Source organism: Panacagrimonas perspica (genome assembly GCF_004364935.1).
GTDB classification, from domain to species: domain Bacteria; phylum Pseudomonadota; class Gammaproteobacteria; order Nevskiales; family Nevskiaceae; genus Panacagrimonas; species Panacagrimonas perspica.
In genome coordinates this window covers 227,901-243,335 of sequence record NZ_SOBT01000008.1, presented here as the reverse complement: position 1 = coordinate 243,335, position 15,435 = coordinate 227,901, and the positions used below count along the sequence as shown (strand labels likewise).

At 66.4% G+C, this 15,435-nt stretch carries 14 protein-coding genes; 5 read left to right on the top strand and 9 right to left on the bottom strand.

Going from position 1 to position 15,435, the window contains the following annotated elements:
• Positions 1-34: 34 nt before the first annotated feature.
• The gene (locus DFR24_RS01205; protein ID WP_133879530.1) at positions 35-409 is read right to left on the bottom strand and encodes an STAS domain-containing protein; all 375 of its coding nucleotides are present in this window, start codon (positions 407-409) and stop codon (positions 35-37) included.
• A 278-nt stretch (positions 410-687) separates the two neighbouring features.
• Between DFR24_RS01205 and DFR24_RS01200 the strand changes: the two genes are divergently transcribed.
• Positions 688-1,089, top strand: a complete 402-nt coding sequence (locus DFR24_RS01200) for a hypothetical protein (protein WP_136249399.1) — start codon at positions 688-690, stop codon at positions 1,087-1,089.
• Between the two features lie 245 nt (positions 1,090-1,334).
• Positions 1,335-1,847 carry a peptidoglycan-binding protein LysM gene (lysM, locus tag DFR24_RS01195; RefSeq protein ID WP_133879528.1) on the top strand — a complete coding sequence of 171 codons (513 nt, stop codon included), beginning with the start codon at positions 1,335-1,337 and terminating at the stop codon, positions 1,845-1,847.
• Between the two features lie 234 nt (positions 1,848-2,081).
• Here the strand turns inward: lysM and DFR24_RS01190 are convergent, their stop codons facing one another.
• The gene (locus tag DFR24_RS01190; protein WP_133879527.1) at positions 2,082-2,711 is read right to left on the bottom strand and encodes an HD domain-containing protein; all 630 of its coding nucleotides are present in this window, start codon (positions 2,709-2,711) and stop codon (positions 2,082-2,084) included.
• Positions 2,708-3,475, bottom strand: a complete 768-nt coding sequence (locus tag DFR24_RS01185) for an SIR2 family NAD-dependent protein deacylase (RefSeq protein WP_210772574.1) — start codon at positions 3,473-3,475, stop codon at positions 2,708-2,710. The genes DFR24_RS01190 and DFR24_RS01185 overlap by 4 nt, the downstream gene beginning before the upstream one ends.
• Before the next feature lie 77 nt (positions 3,476-3,552).
• On the opposite strand from DFR24_RS01185, the gene DFR24_RS01180 reads away from it, so the two are divergent.
• Entirely contained in the window at positions 3,553-4,188 is a 636-nt protein-coding gene (locus DFR24_RS01180; RefSeq protein WP_133879526.1) for a TetR/AcrR family transcriptional regulator, read from the top strand.
• Between the two features lie 100 nt (positions 4,189-4,288).
• Here the strand turns inward: DFR24_RS01180 and DFR24_RS01175 are convergent, their stop codons facing one another.
• The 5 genes from DFR24_RS01175 to parE all read right to left on the bottom strand — a co-directional run bounded on the left by DFR24_RS01175 (position 4,289) and on the right by parE (position 11,861).
• Positions 4,289-5,932, bottom strand: a complete 1,644-nt coding sequence (locus tag DFR24_RS01175) for a class I adenylate-forming enzyme family protein (protein WP_133879525.1) — start codon at positions 5,930-5,932, stop codon at positions 4,289-4,291.
• A gap of 10 nt (positions 5,933-5,942) precedes the next feature.
• Positions 5,943-6,455: a hypothetical protein gene (locus tag DFR24_RS01170; protein ID WP_133879524.1), complete on the bottom strand. Its 513-nt coding sequence runs from the start codon at positions 6,453-6,455 to the stop codon at positions 5,943-5,945.
• A gap of 2 nt (positions 6,456-6,457) precedes the next feature.
• Positions 6,458-7,417 (bottom strand): cyclase family protein, encoded by a 960-nt coding sequence (locus DFR24_RS01165; protein WP_133879523.1) that lies wholly within the window; start codon positions 7,415-7,417, stop codon positions 6,458-6,460.
• Between the two features lie 83 nt (positions 7,418-7,500).
• On the bottom strand, positions 7,501-9,768 hold the full coding sequence (gene recQ / locus DFR24_RS01160) for a DNA helicase RecQ (protein WP_246051468.1): 2,268 nt from the start codon (positions 9,766-9,768) through the stop codon (positions 7,501-7,503).
• A 197-nt stretch (positions 9,769-9,965) separates the two neighbouring features.
• Positions 9,966-11,861 (bottom strand): DNA topoisomerase IV subunit B, encoded by a 1,896-nt coding sequence (gene parE, locus DFR24_RS01155; protein WP_133879521.1) that lies wholly within the window; start codon positions 11,859-11,861, stop codon positions 9,966-9,968.
• Between the two features lie 157 nt (positions 11,862-12,018).
• On the opposite strand from parE, the gene DFR24_RS01150 reads away from it, so the two are divergent.
• Both DFR24_RS01150 and DFR24_RS01145 read left to right on the top strand, forming a co-directional pair.
• Positions 12,019-12,303, top strand: a complete 285-nt coding sequence (locus tag DFR24_RS01150) for an exodeoxyribonuclease VII small subunit (RefSeq protein ID WP_133879520.1) — start codon at positions 12,019-12,021, stop codon at positions 12,301-12,303.
• On the top strand, positions 12,300-13,190 hold the full coding sequence (locus DFR24_RS01145; protein WP_133879519.1) for a polyprenyl synthetase family protein: 891 nt from the start codon (positions 12,300-12,302) through the stop codon (positions 13,188-13,190). The genes DFR24_RS01150 and DFR24_RS01145 overlap by 4 nt, the downstream gene beginning before the upstream one ends.
• A 39-nt stretch (positions 13,191-13,229) precedes the next feature.
• On the opposite strand, the gene DFR24_RS01140 is transcribed toward DFR24_RS01145, so the two are convergent.
• Positions 13,230-15,368 (bottom strand): PQQ-dependent dehydrogenase, methanol/ethanol family, encoded by a 2,139-nt coding sequence (locus tag DFR24_RS01140; protein WP_133879518.1) that lies wholly within the window; start codon positions 15,366-15,368, stop codon positions 13,230-13,232.
• Between the last annotated feature and the right edge of the window lie 67 nt (positions 15,369-15,435).

Below are 15,435 nucleotides of genomic sequence, written 5' to 3'. Positions count from 1 at the left end.
GAGCCCCGGGTGCCCCAGAAGCGGACCCGCACGCTCAGGTCCTCGCGTACGCCGCCGCGGCGTCCGGCGAGAGCGCCGCGATTCCGGCCGCGACCGTGTCGTGAATGGGGAACACGTACTTGAAGCGGCTGATCTGCAGGATTTCTCCGACCACCCGCTGCGGCTGGGCCAACGCGACCTTGCCGCCATTCGGGCCGACGTTCTTCGACACCAGCATCAGCACGCGCAGGCCGGCACTCGAGATGTATTCGAGTTCCGACAGATCGAAGATCAGCGAATCGCCACCCGCCTTGCAGTCCGCCAAGTACGGCTTGACCGCATCGGCGAATTCTTCGGCATTGTTGTGATCGATGCGCCCCTTGGGACGCAGAAGCAGGACATCGGCGCAGCGTGAGGTACTCAGCGCCATGATCGTGATCCGCCGGGCTCGCTGGATGAGCGTCGATTCTAGAAGCGGGCACCCGATGCGGCAACGAAGAGGTCGCGAACATACGGATTTCCGGCAGCCGTCGCGCACGCTCGTGGGGACGCCTTTGCCCGGCGTTTCCTCGCTCCGCTCGTCTGCCGTGGCGGACCGCTGATCGACGCCCGGGATGATCCGGCATGACGTGGCACAAGGATTGGAAGACACCTGCGCAATCCCTTCGCGGGACGCGCTTTTTCTTCCTGCTCGGTCCCCACACCCCCATGATCGTCACCACCAAGGCTCTCTGGCTCGCCGTCCATCGCACCCTCAGCGACGCAGGCGTGCTGCGTACCGGTCAGGGCATGGGCGTCAAACAGATGATGCATGTCTGGTCGCTGACCGGCCTGCGTCAGCGCGACCTCGGCAATGCGCTCGACAGCCTGGCCCGCGCCGGCTTCGTCAAGCTCACGACCGATGCGAACGGACCGCGCGCCGAACTGCTCGACGCCTCATTCGGCTTGCTGGACAGCCGCGGCCGGGACACCAACGCCGTCGCCACGCTGAAACACTTCCGCGAATTGCGCGGACGGCCGCCCTACCTCGCAGGCATCGCGCAGGATCGCAAGGAAGGACGCCGCCGCGAGGACCGCATGACGGCGCCGGTGCTCGCCAAGGCCGGCTGAAAGACGTCGATTCGGACGCATCCGGTCGGCGCTAGCGCTCGCAGCGTCGAGACCCTCCCGATCGCAGCTCGACGGCACAGGACCGGGTCCGCAAAGGGCTCGTGAATACGGGCGCCCGTCAGCGCGGTCCTGCAGGCGCCGCGGACTTCCGCTTCCCGGTGTCGCGGGTGCTCTTGTCTGCGGCATGGCCGCCTGTCATAACGCCCGTGCAGTCTTCCCATTCATTCGACGCAAGGGGTATGCGCATGGGTCTGTTCAGCTTCGTGAAGTCCATCGGCGAAAAACTTGGCGGTGGCGAGAAAATCCAGAAGGAAAACCTCTCGGCGCATATCAAGTCGCTGGGCCTGCCGGTCGAACGCTTCCTGGCCTCGTTCAACGAGGACGGCGAATCGGTGGACATCTTCGGCTACGTTCCCGATCTGGCGACCAAGGAGAAATTGATCCTTGCTGTCGGCAACCTGCAGGGCATCAGCAAGGTCAACGAACATCTGCGCATCGGCGCCCCGCCGCCGCCACCGGCTGCAACGACCGCAGCCCCCACTCCCGCGGAAGAGAAGCCGGCGGCGCTGGCACCCGAGGAAGACGTCAAGCCGACGTCGGTGTTCTACACGGTCAAGAGCGGCGACACGCTGTCGAAGATCGCCAAGGAAACACTGGGCACCGCCAACCGCTATCCGGAAATCTTCGAAGCCAACAAGCCCATGCTCAAGCACCCGGACAAGATTTTCCCCGGGCAGGTCCTGCGCATCCCCGGTTGAGGCTTCGCGCCGGGGAAAAAGGCCGGTTGCGACCGGCCTTTTTCATGGGTGCTTCTCGCCCTCATCGGTGCAACGGCGACCAGGCCGGCGACGTGTCGAGTCGCCCGTCGGTGACGAGTCTGAATGCATCGGTCGCGACCTCGGGCACGCCGATGCGAAACAAGTGGCCGTCGGCGGACGCCATCGAAACGCGAGTCGTCGTGAATTTTCCGGAGAGACTCACCCGCCCGCCGGCTACCAGAACTTTCCCGCCAGCCTCGTCAACGATCGCTGCAGGTTGGTCCGCGCCTGCGCCTCGCGCCGCGAACGGAACCAGTCGGTGAAGTAGATCGGATCGCGTTCCAGGAACTGGCTCAGGATCTTGCGCCGCCCGCTGCGGAACTGCTGCATCGGCACGTGCCGATACTCCTGGCGCACCTGCTGCTCGTACTCGTCGAAGCGCTTCGCGCCTGCGCCGAGAATCGACAGGTCGATATCCGACATCAGCTCCTCGTCGGCCGTCTGCGGATCACCGTCGTGGCAGGTGACCATGATCAAGGACACGATGCGGTCCTGCAGGGCCGGCGACGCGCCGGCACGCTTGAGCTCGCGTTGCGCCCATTCTGCGCTGCGCAGCTCGTTGTCGGTCTTGCGCGGGTCGTAGAAGGCGTCGTGAAACCAGATCGCCAGTTCGATCGACGCACTGCTCTGTGCCAGCGTCTGCGTCTGGGCGAGCAGTTCCAGGCACTCGGCGATGTGGTGCAGCGTGTGGTACGCGCGATGCGGCTCGGAGTAGCGCTTGCGAAGATCGGCGTTCAGCTCCATGCGCGCCACCAGGCCGAGCTCGGCCCAGGGCTGCTGCCATCGTGCGAGGCTCGCGATCATGTCTGGCTGGCGAGCGCCTGCAGGCGCGGCAGCACCACGGCGGCACGCTCGGGAATGCGCACGCGCACCACCGGGGAGATTTCCGATTCGCCCGGGTTGATCTCGATCGTGGGAACACCCATGCGCGCAGCATGGACCACCGGGCCAGAGATGTACGGAAAGACGGCGGTGGTGCCGATGCTCATCACCAGGTCCACGCCTTCACGCATCGCGGCCTCCAGGCGCTCGAGCGCCCGCGGTGGCAAGGCTTCGCCGAACAGCACCACGCGGGGGCGGACCGCGCCGTGACAGTCGTCGCAGCGCGGGGGCACCTGCAGGTGCGCGTAGTCCTTGACCCACCACTGGCGCTTGCACTCGGTGCAGAACAGCTCGTGAACGTTGCCGTGGATCTCGATCAGCTTCTCCTGCCCGGCGTCGCGGTGGAAACCGTCGATGTTCTGCGTCAGCACCGTGAAATTGCGGAATCCGTTGGCCATGCGCGCCAGCGCCAGATGACCGGCGTTGGGCCGCGCACCGCGACAGGATGACTCCACCTGCACGAGGTATTTCCAGGTGACATCGGGGCGCGTACGCAGCATCTGTCCGGAAAGGGCCACCTCGATGGGAATGGCGTCGTCGGTGAGATCCGATTCGTAGAGGCCGCCGATGCCGCGATACGTCGGCAGGCCGGAGTCGGCCGAGATGCCGGCGCCGGTGATCACCAGCACCCGCCGTGCCCGTCGCAGCATCGCGCCCGCTTCCTGGATCAGCGCGTCGACGCTCACCTTGTCCGAAGCTCCCTGTCGATGCGCCGTACCGGCACGGACCGCATAATCCTCACCTTATCCATCCGTCTTGCCTCATGCCTCGCAAACCCGCGCACGAGCAGTTCGATACGCTCAAGGCCATCCAGGATCAAGCCTTTCACCTGTTCGGTCGCCACGGCTACGAGGGTGTCTCCATCGGCGACATCGCCCAGGCCGCGAAGCTCAGCAAGGGTGCCCTCTACTGGCACTTCAGCGGCAAGGCGGAATTGTATCTGCACTGCCTGGGCCGGCTGCACGGACTGTTCCGGCAGTACATCTTCGACCCGATGTCCCGGACCGAGGATCCTGTCGCCGGCATCCTCTACATGTTCCGGGGTCTCGAGCAGGCCTTGCGCGACCCGACCTTGGAACAGGGCGTCGCGGGCTACTGGCTGATTCCCGACGCGCCGGAAACGCAGGCCATGCTGCACGCGCAGGCGGAATTCGAATCGGCCTCGCAGGCGGTGATCGAGGCGGTTCTGCGCCGCGGCGTCGAGCAGGGCCGCTTCGATCTGGCCGGCGATCTCGAGGACATTTCCCGCGCGATGATCTCGCTGATGGAAGCCGTGGTGTTGCCGCTGCGCTACAAGACGCCGGAAGAGGTGCACCGGATGATGGGCGTGCTGGCGCGGACCTTGTTCCGCGCGTATGCGAAGGATGACGCGGTGTTGAAGCTGGCGAAGATGTTCTGAGTGCCGGTCCCGGGTTTCACCCGGGCTACGACACTGCCCGAGCCTTCGTTCCCAGACGTTTACCCTGGCTGCGCCACTCGCCAGCCGCTACGCGCACGACCTAACGCAACTCCCGCCGCAGGATCTTCCCCGTCACCGTCTTCGGCAGTTCGGGCAGGAACTGGACGACGCGCGGGTACTTGTAGGCGGCCATGCGCGCCTTGCAGAACTCGGTGATCTCCTCGGCCGTCGCGCTCGTGCCGGGCTTGAGGCTGACCACGGCCTTCACACTCTCGCCGCGGTATTCGTCCGGAATGCCCACCACCGCCGCCTCGCGCACGGCCGGATGCGTGTACAGCACGTCCTCGACCTCGCGCGGCCAGACCTTGTAGCCGGACGCGTTGATCATGTCCTTCTTGCGATCGACCAGGTACAGCCAGCCCGCGGCATCGAGCACGCCGATATCGCCGGTGTGCAGCCAGCCGTCGCGGATCGCCTCGGCGGTTTCCTTGGGCTTGTTCCAGTAACCGCCGACGACCTGCGGACCGCGGATCACGATCTCGCCGGACTCGCCGGACTTCACCGGCTGCGCGGTCTCGACATCGACGATGCGGATCTCGGTGTTGAACGTCGGCACGCCGACCGACAGCGCGCCGAAGTCCGGGTCCACCGGACCGCGCAGGTCCTTGGGCGTCACGGTGCTCGGCGACGTGGTCTCCGTCAGGCCGTAGGCGTTGCGGATGTAGATGCCGAACTTCGATTCGAACTGTTCGACGACGGCCGGCGCGATCGGAGCGCCACCCGAATAGATCGTCTTCAGGCTGCCCAGGATCTGCGGCGTGGCCGCAGGATGGTTCATCAGCGCGATCAGCGCGGTGATGGCGCCGATCGTGAACACCGGACGATGCTCGGCGATGGCGTCGAGCACGACGCCGGGTTCGAAGCGATAGGCCAGCGTCAGCGGTCCCGCGATCAGCAGTGACAGCGCGATGTGCCCGATCAGCCCGGTGATGTGGAACAGCGGCGCGATGCCCAGCACGCCGGCGCCTTCCGGCAGCCCCATCCAGTCGCGATAGACCTGCGCGGTGAACGCAACGCTGCGATGCGAGTTCATCGCGCCCTTGGGCAGGCCGGTGGTGCCCGAGGTGTAGACGAGCATCGCCACGTCGTTGCCGTCGTACTCGACGGCAGGCGGCTTCTCGCCGCGATGCCGGTCGATGCACTCCATGAAATCGATCGTCGTCACCGGGCGGTCGTGCGCGCTCGATGCGAACAGGCGCGCATCGCCCCGGGTCTGGAATTCCAGTTCCGAGGTCGTGATGACGGTCGGGACCGGATGTTCCTGCAGCACCTTGCCGAGCACGTCGCGGTACGCCGACTCGTGCGCCAGGATCGCTGCCGGCTGGGAGTCCGCCAGCAGCAGCCCCAGCTCGCGCTCGCGGTTCATCGGGTTGATCGAGACCGCGATCGCGCCCGCCTTCCAGCTCGCGACCAGGCCGATGACGAACTGCGGCACGTTCTGCAGGTACATCGCGACGCGATCGCCGCGACGAACGCCGCCCTCGATCAGCGCGCAGGCCAGCGCATCGCTGAGCGCATCGACCTCGGCATAGCTGAGCGTGGCGTCGAAATAATGGATCGCCGGCTTGTCCGCCGCGCGCGCCACGGCGGCGCGGAACAACGACAGCGCGTGCGGATGTTCGATCGTGATGTCGGCGGCATGCCCGCGGGAATACAGCGCAGTCCAGGGTCGCGTCGTCGTCATCGTCGTGGTTTCAGTGGGTGTAGCGTGCCGACTCGAGCTTGGGCGTCGGCGCCTTGCCGCCGTCGTCGTCATCCTCGTCGTCGCCATCCTGCGGCGGCCCCGGCAGGCGGATCATCGACACCGGCAACCAGTCGGCGGCGATGCGCACCACCAGCACGAAGCCCTCGCGCTCGGCTCCCGGCGCGGTCTTCAGGAAGTGGCAGAACGCGTACTGCTCGTTCTGCACGCATTCGGGCTTGATGTCGTTCGGCGGCGGACCGCCGAAGAATTCCTCGAGGTCCTCGGGAGCCGACTCACGGTGTTCGCAGCCCCCGTGGCAACTCACGTCGAGCCAGGAGCCGTCGGGCTGGCGATCCTCGAACTTCCAGCCCACCGGCGTGTGCGATACGCGCAGCACTTTCTCCGTGGGCTGTCCGGCGTCGTCGACGGCCACGAACACGCCGGAGGCCGAAGCCGACATCGCGTTTGCAGACCCGGACAGCGTCGCCGCGAGAAACGTCACCGCTGCCAGGATCTTTCGCATGGTTACTTGATGACCACCGGGTTCACCGGCGCACCGGATCCGTTGACGACCTTCAGCGGCGCGGCAACGTAAAGGAACGACCACTGGCCGTCCTTCTCGCAGTCCGCCGCGAGCAGGTCGAGCTGTGCGATCTCGGTGAACGTGATGCCCAGATAGCTCATCAGCGCGATGTGCAGCGGCAGCGCGGCGCCGGAGACCGGATCGATCGTCACCTCGTTGGCGATGGTGTCGGTCACCAGGTTGGGAATTTCCATCTTGTGGAACCAGTCCACCAGCTCGGGTGTGTACGTCAGGCCCGGCTCGACGAAGTTCTTGTAGAACTCGACGCGATCCTTCTCGTAGAACGCGCTGATCCAGCCGGTACGCACCACCAGGATGTCGTGCTTCTCGATCGTGACGCCCTGCTTCTTGGCGGCGGCCAGCAGATCCTCGTGCGTGAACGTTTCGCCCGGATCCAGCGAGGTCTTGCCGCGATGGCGCGCCATGTCGATCAGCATACCGCGACCGACGATGCCGCGCTCGGCCAGCGGCAGCACGCTGACTTTCGACATGCCGCCGATCGTGCTCATGGCGTCGTAACCGTTGTAGAGCTTGCCGTCGCACCAGACATGGCCGAGCGCGTCGTACTGCGTGGAGCCCTGCAGGTACATGAACATCACGTCGTCGGCATAGTGCAGGCCGCCCGGAAACGCAGGGCCCTTGCCGCACAGGAAGTGACCCTCGTCGAGCACGTTCATGCGCTTCGACGGATCGCGGCCCGGCCACACCGGATCGCCCTTCGGATTGCCCATCTGCACCTGCAACGTGAAGGTCTTGCCCTGCTTGACGCTGCCGACGCCGCGCAACACTTCGGCCGACGTCAGGAAGTTCAGCGACCCGACCTCGTCTTCGGCGCCCCAGCGACCCCAGTTCTTGGGGGCATTCTTCAGAAGTTCGCCGACACCCGGAATCTGCTTCTCCATGTCTCGTATCTCCAGCTTCGCGTGGTGCGACCTTCGTGGACCGGGTCGCTTCGTCCGAAGCTAACCCCCCACTCGCCGGGGCATCAAGTGGTGTGCCCCCTCAGCCATCCGCGTGCCAGTCGCAGCTCGTCGTAGGCGTACTCGCCTCCCAGCGCATCCCAGGCCTGCTTGAGCCGCGTATCGCCGTGCAGTTGCAGCGCCTGGACCATCGTCTGCAATCGATCCGCGGACAGCACGGCGCTCAGGTTCAGCGGTGTGCCCGCGGCCAGCAGGGCTTCCAGGTGCGCCGCGACGGTGTTGCTCGACAGACCGCGCTCGGCGGCGATCCGTTCCGGGCTCATGCCGCTGTCGAACATCGCGCGCGTCTTGCGCACCGTCTCGGTGTCGACGGCATCGGCGCCTGCACCCACCGCTTCGCTGCGCTCGGGCTCGAAACCTGCCGAAGCCGAACCGGCCACCGGCAGGTTCAGTTCCGCACGGAATGCGCGGATGCTGGCGACGAACGCCGGTCCGTACTGCGCCAGCTTGCGGCTGCCGACGCCCGACACCTCGGCGAAGGTTTCCGCTTCGCAGGGCTGGCGCGTGGACATCTCGCGCAGGCTGGCGTCGCTGAAGACGACGTAGGGCGGCAGGCTCTGCGCATCGGCGATCTCCTTGCGCAGGCTGCGCAGCCGCATGAACAGCGCTTCGGATTGCGGCTGCGCCTCGACGGCCTCGGTCTCCTGGCGCTTGGCCGCGCCCTTCTTGCCGCGCGCGACGCGCACGCGCGGCGGCGGCGCTGCAACCTGCACGCGCCGTTCACCCTTGAGCACGGCGCGACTGGCCTCGATCAGGCTCAGCACCGGATAGCCGTCGTTGGACTCGGCCAGCAGGCCCTGGTGCAGCAGCGCACGCACCAGGTGCCGCCATTCGTCCTGCGAACGATGCTTGCCGATGCCGTAGGTGCTCAGGCTCTGATGGCCGCGATCGATCAGCTTCTGGTTCTCGACGCCGCGCAGGATCTCGATCGTCGTCGCCGCGCCGAAACGCTGGCCGCGCTGCGCGAGTCGCGCCACGCAGGACAGCAGCTGCTGCGCCTCCAGCGTCCAGTCCTGCGTGTCGCGTGGCTGCGTGCAGTTGTCACAGGCGCCGCAGTCGCCGGCGAATTCCTCGCCGAAGTAACGCAGCTGGATCGTGCGCCGGCAGGCGGTGGATTCGGCGTAGTCGATGATCTGGCGCAGCTGCTGCCGCGCGATGCGCTGTTCGGCTTCGAGCGGTTGCTGCGTGTTCGGGTCCACTTTCTGCGCGATCAGGAACTCGGCGGTGCGAATGTCACCGGGTCCGAAATACAGCGTGCAGGCAGCCGGTTCGCCATCGCGTCCGGCACGCCCCGCCTCCTGGTAATAGCCTTCGATCGTGCGCGGCAGGTCGTAGTGGATCACCCAGCGCACGTCGGGCTTGTTGATGCCCATGCCGAAAGCGACGGTCGCGCACATGACCTGCGCGTCGTCGCGGATGAAGCGCTCCTGGTTCACGCGGCGCGTCTCGGCATCGAGCCCGGCGTGGTACGGCAACGCGCGGATGCCCTGCTCGGCGAGCTGGAACGCGAGCTCGTCGACGCGCTTGCGCGACAGGCAGTACACGATGCCCGCTCCGCCCTTGCGCGCCTGCGCCAGCAGTTCGGGCCAGGCCTGCTTGGCCTTGGGCCGCACCGCGTAGAACAGGTTCGGGCGATTGAAGCTCGCGATGTGCAGGCCCGTCTTGCGCAGGCGCAGCTGCGCGACGATGTCGGCGCGCACGCGCTCGGTCGCAGTGGCGGTGAACGCGAACACCGGCACATCGGGGAATCGGTCGCGCAGGCTGCCGAGCTGGCGGTACTCGGGCCGAAAATCGTGGCCCCACTCGGACACGCAGTGCGCCTCGTCGATCGTGAACGCCGACAGGCCCGGCGATTCCGCGAGACGCGCGAGCGGCCCGTTCAGGAAGTCCGGCATCAGCAGACGCTCGGGCGCCAGATACAAGAGCCGGTACGTGCCGGCAGCGGCGGCCGACAGCACCTCGGCGGATTCCCGCGCGCTCAGGCTCGAATTCAGGAAGCCCGCCGGAATGCCCATCACGCGCAGCTGCCGGACCTGGTCCTGCATCAGCGCGATCAGCGGGGACACCACGATCATCAGCCCCGGCCGCAGCAGCGCCGGCAACTGGAAGCACAGCGACTTGCCGCCGCCGGTGGGCATGATCGCCAGCACGTCGCGGCCGGCCATCGCATCGCGGACGACCGCTTCCTGGCCTGGGCGGAAGGCGTCGAAACCGAACCAGCGTTTCAGCGCGGCGGCGAGCGAGCCGGAAGGCGCAGGCGGTACTTCTGCCACAGCCGTTGGCGACGAGGATGACGACATGGAAAGCGAACGCCGGGGAGACCCGGGCAGACTAGCAAACGGTTGCGGGTGGGACCGGGTACGCAGATGCGGTGCTGCCGCGATCGTAGCCCGGGTGAAACCCGGGGTTCCCCTCGGATGCGGAACGCAGCCCCGGGTTTCATCCGGGCTACGGTTGCGGCGATGGCGTTCTACACCTCCGCCTTGTCGCCCTCGCGCTCGAGCCATTCCTTGCGATCCGAAGCGCGCTTCTTCGCCAGCAGCATGTCCATGACCACATCCGCCGGACTCTCGTCGAGCGTCAGCTGCACCAGGCGACGCGTATCGCGCGCCATCGTGGTTTCGCGCAGCTGGATCGGATTCATCTCGCCCAGGCCCTTGAAGCGCGTGACCTGGATCTTGGCGCGGTTGCCCTCGGCGGCGAGCCGATCGAACACGCCCTGCCGCTCGGCTTCGTCGAGCGCGTAGTAGACGTGCTTGCCGGCGTCGATGCGAAACAGCGGCGGCATCGCGATGTAGACGTGTCCGGCTTCGACCAGCGGACGGTAATGCTTGAGGAACAGCGCGCACAGCAGGGTTGCGATGTGCAGGCCGTCGGAGTCCGCATCGGCGAGCACGCAGACCTTGCCGTAGCGCAGCTGCGTCAGATCGCTGGATCCCGGATCCACGCCGATCGCCACGCTGATGTCGTGGATTTCCTGCGAGCCGAGCGCTTCGTTGGAATCCACTTCCCAGGTGTTCAGGATCTTGCCGCGCAGCGGCATGATCGCCTGCGTGTCGCGGTCGCGGGCCTGCTTGGCCGAACCGCCAGCCGAGTCACCTTCCACCAGGAACAGCTCGGTCAGCGCCAGGTCCGTCAGCACGCAGTCGGCGAGCTTGCCCGGCAGCGCGGGACCGCTGGTGATCTTCTTGCGCACGACCTGCTTGGCCAGCTTCATGCGCGCGTTGGCGTTCGCGATCACCAGCTGCGCGACCAGCTCACCCTGGTCCGGATGCTGGTTCAGCCACAGGCCGAACGAGTCGTGCACGACGCCGCCGACGAAAGCCGCGGTCTCTCGTGACGACAGCCGCTCCTTGGTCTGACCGGCGAACTGCGGGTCCTGCATCTTCACGCTGAGCACATAGGCGCATCCCTGCCAGACGTCTTCAGGGGTCAGCTTCATGCCGCGCGGCAGCAGGTTGCGGAACTCGCAGAACTCGCGGATCGCCTCGGTCAGGCCGGTGCGCAGGCCGTTGACGTGCGTGCCGCCCTGCGTCGTCGGAATCAGGTTCACGTAGGACTCGGCGATCGGCTCGCTCGGCCCATCGCCGTTGATCCAGAACAGCGCCCAGTCCGATTCCTCGCGCTCGCCCTTGAAGTGGCCGACGAAGGGCTCGGCAGGCAGCACGTCGACGCCGCGCAGCGAATCCTTGAGGTAGTCCGTCAGCCCGTTCTCGAACTGCCAGACGATCTGCTCGTTGTTGATCTGGTCATCGAGGCTCACGCGCAGGTTCGGGCACAGCACGGCCTTGGCGCGCAGCACCTGCTTGAGGCGCGGCAGCGCGAACTTGGGCGAGTCGAAATACTTCGGATCGGGCCAGAAGCGCACCGTGGTGCCGGTGCGCGACTTCGGCACCGTGCCGATCGGCTTGAGTGCCGTGTATTTGTTGCCGTCACGGAATTCCATCGCGTGCTCGGCGGCCCCGCGGCACACGCGTACCTCGAGCTTGGATGACAGCGCGTTCACCACGCTCACACCGACGCCATGCAGGCCGCCGGAGAACGTGTACATCTTGTTGGAGAACTTCGCGCCCGAATGCAGCTTGGTCAGGATCAGCTCGACGCCGCTGACGCCGAATTTCGGATTGATGTCCACCGGCATGCCGCGACCATCGTCGGCGACCTGCAGCGAGCCGTCGGCGAACACCACGACGTCGATCTTCGACGCGTGGCCGGCCAGCGCCTCGTCGACCGCGTTGTCGATCACTTCCTGCGCAAGGTGGTTCGGCCGCGTCGTATCGGTGTACATGCCCGGACGCTTGCGTACCGGGTCGAGTCCTTCGAGGACTTCGATGGCGTCTGCGCCGTAATTCTTGGAGTCGGCCATGAACCTGTCTATCGTGAAGCGATGCGGATATCCCTCGCCCGCGAAGCGGGAAAGGGAGAATCTGGTGTTGGAGCGGCGCGAACCGTAGCCCATGGTTCCGGACCCCGCAACCGGATGCCGGAGTTAAACTGCCGCCCCGCTTCGCCGTCCTCGAATCATGCCCAAGCGCTCCGAACCCGCCGCACCGACCCTGCCGCTCGAGGTGCCGGACGCGACCGTCCCTGCCGCCGCCGACGACGCCGTCGCGCGCTTCGAGCAGGAGATGCAGGAACTGGAAACGATCGTGTCGCAGATGGAAAAAGGCGACCTGCGCCTGGAAGATTCGCTGAAGCTGTTCGAGCGCGGAACGCACCTGGCGCGCTCCTGCCGCAAGTCGCTGGATACAGCCGAGCTGAAGGTCAAAACCCTGCTCGGCGACGACACCGACAGCGACCGGGCATGACCGGACCGACGTTCGGGTCGAGGGTCGAGCACGTCCGCTCGCGCTTCTCCGAGGCGCTCACGCAGCGCCTGCCGCCTGCCACGCAATACCCCGCGCGGCTGCACGAGGCGATGCACTACGCCACCGCCGGCGGAAAGCGCCTGCGCCCGCTGATCGTCTACGCGGCCGCCGAGACGCTCGCCCTCGACGCTCGCCAGGTGGATGCCGCCGCCTGCGCGATCGAAATGATCCATGCGTACTCGCTGGTGCACGACGACCTGCCGTCGATGGACGACGACGACCTGCGCCGCGGTCAGCCCACGGTGCACCGCAAGTTCGACGAGGCCACCGCGATCCTGGTCGGCGATGCCCTGCAGTCGCTGGCGTTCCGGGTGATCGCCCGCGAAGAGGCGCTCGATCCCGCACAGCGCGTGAAGATGATCGAAACGCTGTCGGAAGCCGCCGGCTCGCGCGGCATGGTCGGCGGACAGGCCATCGATCTCGAATCCGAGGGCAAGCAGCTGTCGCTGGCCGAACTCGAGGCCCTGCACATCCACAAGACCGGCGCGATCATCCTGGCCTGCCTGCGGCTGGCCTGCCACGCGCAGCCGGATCTCGATGCGGCCCGCTGCGAGGCGCTGGATCGCTACGGCAAGTGCATCGGCCTTGCGTTCCAGATCCAGGACGACGTGCTCGATATCGAAGGCGACACGGCAACCCTGGGCAAGACCGCGGGCAAGGACGAGGCGAGCCACAAGTCGACGTACCCGGCCGTCATGGGCCTGCGCGCGGCCAAGGAGCGCGCAGCGGAACTGTTCTGCGATGCGCGCCTGGCGCTGAGCGGGCTCGGCGATGCCGCCGAACCGCTTCGCTGGATCGCCGCCCACATAGAACGAAGGGAGCACTAGGCTCCCTTCGGTTGCTGCGTGCCGCCTGGCGCGGAGCCGTTATTCCTTCTTCGCCGCGCTCTCGCTGTTCTTGACCGCGATCTCCGCACGCGAGCGCACGAAGTGCTGCAGCGCTTCGAGATCGGAGTCGCTGATCTCCTTGAACTGCGGCATGCCAAAGGGCTGGACCTTGGCGCCGTTCTGGACCACGGCCTTGAACGCCGGCAGGGACACCACCATCGGCGAGGCGCGCAGGTCGGGCGCGTATCCACCCGACGCGGCGCCGGCGCCGTGGCACATCGTGCAGTGGGACACGTAGAGCGGCTCACCCTTGGCGACGAGGGCGGGATCGACCTTGAAGTCGGTCGGCACGATCGGCTTCGGGATGAACGGATCGCCGACCTTGGGCAACGGCGTCTTGCCATCGAGCGCAAAGGTGTAGAGCTGGCGCGTCTGCGCGCCGTACGCCCACCCGAATTGCCGCAGCGCTTCGCCACCGACGAACGACACGCCGGCGCCACCGAAGCCCACCAACAGCGAGACGTACTGCTTGCCGTCCACTTCATAGGTGATCGGTGGGGCGCTGATGCCCGAGCCGAGGTTTACGCTCCACAGCTTTTCGCCGCTGACCGCGTGGTAGGCAGAAAAGCTGCCGTCGATGCCGCCCTGGAACACCACGTCGCCCGCGGTGACCATCGTTCCGGGATTCCAGAACTCTTTCGTCGGCTGCTCCCAGACCTTCACCTGCTTGATCGGGTCCCAGGCGATCAGGCTGCTGGTCGACACGCCGGGCGGCACGTCGTTCTCCAGGCCCATGCCGACCGCGGTGTCGGTGGCGAAGTACGGCGAGCGCCAGTCCACCATCTTGATCTTGGTGTCGTTGAACTGGGCCGGCTGTTCCGACTTCGGGATGTAGACCAGGCCGGTCTTTGGGCTGTACGACATCGCGTGCCAGTTGTGCGCGCCCAGCGGACCCGGCCACACGACTTCCTCGCCATCTTCGTAGCGTGCGCCCTCGACCTCGATGGGACGGCCGGTCTTCATGTCGATGCCGGTGGCCCAGGTCACCTTGGCGATCTTCTCGGCCTTGAGCAGCTTGCCGTTGGAGCGATCCACCACGTAGAAGAAACCGTTCTTCGGCGCGTGCATGAGCGCCTTGGTCTTCTTGCCGTTGCCGTTCAGATCCAGGTCCGCCAGCACGATGTCCATGCTGGAGTTGTAGTCCCAGGTCTCGCCGGGGTTGGTCTGGTAGTGCCACTTGTACTTGCCGGTGTCGGCGTCGAGGGCGACGATCGAGCACAGGAACAGATTGTCGCCACCACCCGGGCTGCGCACCTTGCGGTTCCACGGCGAACCGTTGCCGGTGCCGAGCAGGATCTGGTTGAACTCGGGATCGTAGGTGAGGCCGTTCCAGACGTTGCCGCCGCCACCGAACTTCCACCACTCGCCGGTCCAGGTCTTGGCCGCCATCTCCTGCGACGGATCCTCGAAACCGTCCTTCGGATTGCCCGGAACCACGAACCAGCGCCAGGCCAGCTTGCCGGTGGTGATGTGGTAGGCGCTGACGTAGCCGCGCGAGGCGCCGAACTCGGTGCCGCCGTTACCGATCAGCACCAGGCCGCGGAACACCTTCGGGTGACCGGAGATGTAGAGCGGCTTGCTCTTGTCGGTGGTCTGCGTGCTCCAGCGCTGCTTGCCGGTCTTGGCGTCGAGCGCAATCAGGCGGCCGTCGATCGTGCAGATGACGATCGTGCCTTTCCAATACGCGAGGCCGCGGTTGGAATCCCACATCACGCGCAGGCGGTCACCCGCGTGCTCGATCGACTTCGGGTCGAATTCCCACAGCAGCTTGCCGGTCTTGGCCTCGATGGCGCGGGTCACGCTCCAGCTGCCGGAGAAGTAGAGCACCCCGTCCACCACCAGCGGCGTGCCCAGCAGCGAGCGGTCCTTGGGCAGTGGCATGTTCCACTCAAGGCCCAGGCGCTTGACCGACTCGGTGTTGATCTGCGTCAGCGGGCTGTAGCGCTGCTCGTAGAAATTGCGGCCGTAAGCCAGCCAGTTCTTGCCCTGCGCCTGGTCGCTCAACGCCGCGGCGTCCACCGTCGTGGTCGCGGCCCTGGCGGCGTTGAACCCGAGGGGTAGCGCGATAGCGAGGGACAGGGTTACGCCAACGGCAAGGCCGCGCGCGCTCAATCTCATGTTGTCTCCTACCTTGTTATGAGCCCGGGCCGAATGGCCGCGCCCTGGTTTTCTGGTCCGACAAAAC

Bases quoted from the DNA above. Each gene is read 5' to 3' on its own strand.
- DFR24_RS01150 (WP_133879520.1), top strand. From the start codon at position 12,019: ATGCCCAAGCGCTCCGAACCCGCCGCACCGACCCTGCCGCTCGAGGTG.
- DFR24_RS01190 (WP_133879527.1), bottom strand. From the start codon at position 2,711: ATGATCGCGAGCCTCGCACGATGGCAGCAGCCCTGGGCCGAGCTCGGC.
- DFR24_RS01165 (WP_133879523.1), bottom strand. From the start codon at position 7,417: ATGGAGAAGCAGATTCCGGGTGTCGGCGAACTTCTGAAGAATGCCCCC.
- DFR24_RS01205 (WP_133879530.1), bottom strand. From the start codon at position 409: ATGGCGCTGAGTACCTCACGCTGCGCCGATGTCCTGCTTCTGCGTCCC.
- DFR24_RS01145 (WP_133879519.1), top strand. From the start codon at position 12,300: ATGACCGGACCGACGTTCGGGTCGAGGGTCGAGCACGTCCGCTCGCGC.
- DFR24_RS01180 (WP_133879526.1), top strand. From the start codon at position 3,553: ATGCCTCGCAAACCCGCGCACGAGCAGTTCGATACGCTCAAGGCCATC.
- parE (WP_133879521.1), bottom strand. From the start codon at position 11,861: ATGGCCGACTCCAAGAATTACGGCGCAGACGCCATCGAAGTCCTCGAA.
- DFR24_RS01175 (WP_133879525.1), bottom strand. From the start codon at position 5,932: ATGACGACGACGCGACCCTGGACTGCGCTGTATTCCCGCGGGCATGCC.
- DFR24_RS01170 (WP_133879524.1), bottom strand. From the start codon at position 6,455: ATGCGAAAGATCCTGGCAGCGGTGACGTTTCTCGCGGCGACGCTGTCC.
- lysM (WP_133879528.1), top strand. From the start codon at position 1,335: ATGGGTCTGTTCAGCTTCGTGAAGTCCATCGGCGAAAAACTTGGCGGT.
- DFR24_RS01140 (WP_133879518.1), bottom strand. From the start codon at position 15,368: ATGAGATTGAGCGCGCGCGGCCTTGCCGTTGGCGTAACCCTGTCCCTC.
- DFR24_RS01200 (WP_136249399.1), top strand. From the start codon at position 688: ATGATCGTCACCACCAAGGCTCTCTGGCTCGCCGTCCATCGCACCCTC.